Origin of the sequence: uncultured Sphingomonas sp., assembly GCF_937871615.1 — a bacterium.
Classification (GTDB): domain Bacteria; phylum Pseudomonadota; class Alphaproteobacteria; order Sphingomonadales; family Sphingomonadaceae; genus Sphingomonas.
Genome location: NZ_CALMPA010000015.1, coordinates 1 through 3,031 on the forward strand (window position 1 = coordinate 1; position 3,031 = coordinate 3,031).

The following is a 3,031-nucleotide window of genomic DNA, read 5'->3' on the forward strand; positions in this document are numbered from 1 at the left end:
TGTCCTCGCCGATGTGATGGAAACCGGCGCGTGGCGCGATCCGCGTTATCACGCGCGGGAGGCGGTGACGTGAGCGCCGCCGCTCAGCTTTACCCGCCCGTCGCCCCTTTTGGACGCGCACGGCGGGCGCCGGAACGGGATAAGACATGAAGATTGACGGTTTCCTGCTGGCGATGCTCGCCGCGATCCTGCTGGCGTTCGTCGCGCCGCAAATCGGCACGCCCCATGGGCCGCTGCACATGGGGCTGGTGACGACGCTGGGCATCGGATTCGTCTTTTTCCTGCACGGCGCCAATCTTTCGCCACAGGCGCTGAAAGCGGGTGCGGCCAACTGGCGTATCCATGCCGCGGTGCAGGCGACCACATTCGTCCTGTTTCCGCTGATCGGCCTTGCCTTGTTCTTCGGGCTGCGATCGCTGCTCGATTACGAGGTGCGGCTGGGCATCTTCTTCCTGTGCGCGCTTTCATCGACCATCTCCTCCTCGGTGGCGATGACCAGCATGGCGCGCGGCAACGTGCCGGCGGCGGTGTTTGACGCTTCGCTTTCGGGCATCATCGGCATGGCGATCACGCCGACGCTGATCGCGACAGTGGCGGCGGTGAGCGGACAATCGTTTCCGATCCTGCCCGCGATCGCTGACGTGGCGATGACCTTGCTGGTGCCGTTCGCGGCGGGGCAGGCGCTGCGCCCGCTGATCGCGCGATGGCTCGCGGCGAACAAGCGGCTCATCAATCTGTGCGATCGCGGGGTGATCGTGCTGATCGTCTATTCGGCCTTTTGTGAATCGACCGCCTCGGGCCTGTGGTGGAGCTATTCGCCATGGGTGATCGCCGAGATCGCGGGGATCGCGGCGGCGTTGCTCGCGCTGGTTTTGTGGCTGACCACGATAGCGGCGCGTGCCTGGGGATTCTCGCTGGCGGACGAGGTGACGACCGTGTTCTGCGGATCGAAGAAAAGCCTCGCCAATGGCGCGCCGATCGCGAAAATCCTGTTTGGCGCGAGTCCCGCGCTCGGTATGATAATGCTGCCGATCATTCTTTATCATCAGTTGCAACTGATCGTCTGCTCGATCCTCGCGCGGCGCTATGCCGGGTGCGCGGAGGCGTGAACCCGGCGCGATTGCGCTGGTTGCAATCGGCGATGGAATGAGCGCGGCGCCTGTGATATGCGCGCCCGATCGATGACAGCCCGATCCGTTAGCGCCCTCGGCCGAGTGTCCGCGCTGCCCTGCGTCTGCACCGATCTCGCTTCAACGGGTTTCAGAGCAGCCGTGGTGGGTGCTTCGACGGCCGCTGATACTTAAATCCCACGGCCTTTCGCGGCCAGATGACCCGTGAGTTTCATGACCTTTTCCAATCTTCCGCCCGTTTTCGCCGAGGCGCTTTCCGAGCGTGGCTATGCCGCGCCCACGGCGGTGCAGGCAGCCGTGATTGATCCGCAGGCGGCCGGACTCGATCTGATCGTTTCCGCACAGACCGGCTCCGGCAAGACAGTGGCATTCGGGCTGGCGATGGGCGCCGAATTGCTCGGTGACGAGGCGGTGATGCCTTATGCCGAAAGGCCGCTGGCGCTGGTGATCGCGCCGACGCGCGAACTGGCGCTTCAGGTGAGCCGCGAGCTTGAGTGGCTTTATGGCAAGGCGCGCGCGCGCATCGCCACCTGCGTCGGCGGGATGGACGCATCGAAGGAACGCCGCGTACTGCGTGGCGGTGCGCATATCGTCGTCGGCACGCCGGGGCGGTTGCGCGACCATCTCGAACGCGGCGCGCTCGATCTCTCCGCGCTGCGTGTCGCGGTGCTCGACGAGGCCGATGAGATGCTGGACATGGGGTTCCGCGAAGACCTTGAGGAAATCCTCGACGCCACGCCGGAAACCCGGCGGACCCTGTTGTTCTCCGCCACCATGCCCCGCCCGATCGTCGCGCTGGCGAAACGCTATCAGCGCGACGCGCTGCGGCTGGCGACCACGGGCGAGGAGCGTGGCCATGGCGATATCGCTTATCAGGCGGTGACCGTATCGCCATCGGAGATCGAAGCGGCGGTGGTCAATCTGCTGCGTTTCCACGGGGCGGAAACCGCGATGCTGTTCTGCGCCACGCGCGATAATGTGCGCCGGCTGCACGCGACCCTGCTGGAGCGCGGCTTCACCGCCGTCGCTTTGTCCGGCGAGCATTCGCAATCGGAGCGTAACCGCGCACTGCAGGAATTGCGCGATCGCCGCGCGGCGGTGTGCGTCGCGACGGACGTGGCCGCGCGCGGGATCGATCTGCCGGGCCTGAGCCTCGTCATCCATGTCGAGATTCCGCGCGATGCGGAAACCTTGCAGCATCGCTCGGGCCGCACGGGCCGCGCGGGGAAGAAGGGCACCGCCGTGATGGTCGTGCCTTATCCGATGCGCCGGCGCGTCGAATCGATGTTGCGGCGCGCGCGGATCAACGCGGAATGGATTTCCGCCCCTACCCCGGAGGCGATCCGCGCGCAGGATCGCGAACGGCTGCTTGCCGCGCTGCTTGAGCCGACCACCTTTGACGAGGAGGATCGGCTGCTCGGGGCGAAGCTGCTCGCCGAGCGTTCGCCCGAGGATATCGCCGCGGCGCTGGTCCGCGCGCATCGCGCGGCGATGCCCGCGCCAGAGGAGATGATGGAGGATACGCCCGAGGCGCGCCGGGCCGCGCAGCAGGAGCGTCACCGCCCCGGCTTCGATGACGTGATGTGGTTCCGCATGGATGTCGGCAGGCGGCAGAATGCCGATCCGCGCTGGATTCTGCCGCTGATCTGCCGGCGCGGGCATGTTTCGCGCAACGAGATCGGTGCGATCCGCATCGGCCCGGCGGAAACCCATTTCCAGATTCCGCGCGCGATCGCCGCCAAGTTCAACGCCGCGCTCTCCCGCACCGCCGGCAGCGAGGACGATGAACATGGCGTGCGGATCGAGCCGTCGGATGGCCCGCCGCCGCCCGGTACGCGCGGCGATCATCAGGGGCCGCGCCATGGCCGCCCCGGTGGTCCGGGCCGCCCCCCGCACGCGCG

At 67.0% G+C, this 3,031-nt stretch carries 2 protein-coding genes; both read left to right on the forward strand.

Going from position 1 to position 3,031, the window contains the following annotated elements; translation table 11 throughout:
- Positions 1–146: 146 nt before the first annotated feature.
- Entirely contained in the window at positions 147–1,109 is a 963-nt protein-coding gene (locus tag Q0316_RS02880; RefSeq protein ID WP_298669438.1) for a bile acid:sodium symporter family protein, read from the forward strand.
- 234 nt (positions 1,110–1,343) lie between these two features.
- The coding region (locus Q0316_RS02885) for a DEAD/DEAH box helicase (RefSeq protein ID WP_298669440.1) at positions 1,344–3,031 on the forward strand (1,688 nt) is incomplete at its 3' end.

Coding starts and splice junctions, on each gene's coding strand:
- Q0316_RS02880 (WP_298669438.1), top strand. CDS start 147: ATGAAGATTGACGGTTTCCTGCTGGCGATGCTCGCCGCGATCCTGCTG.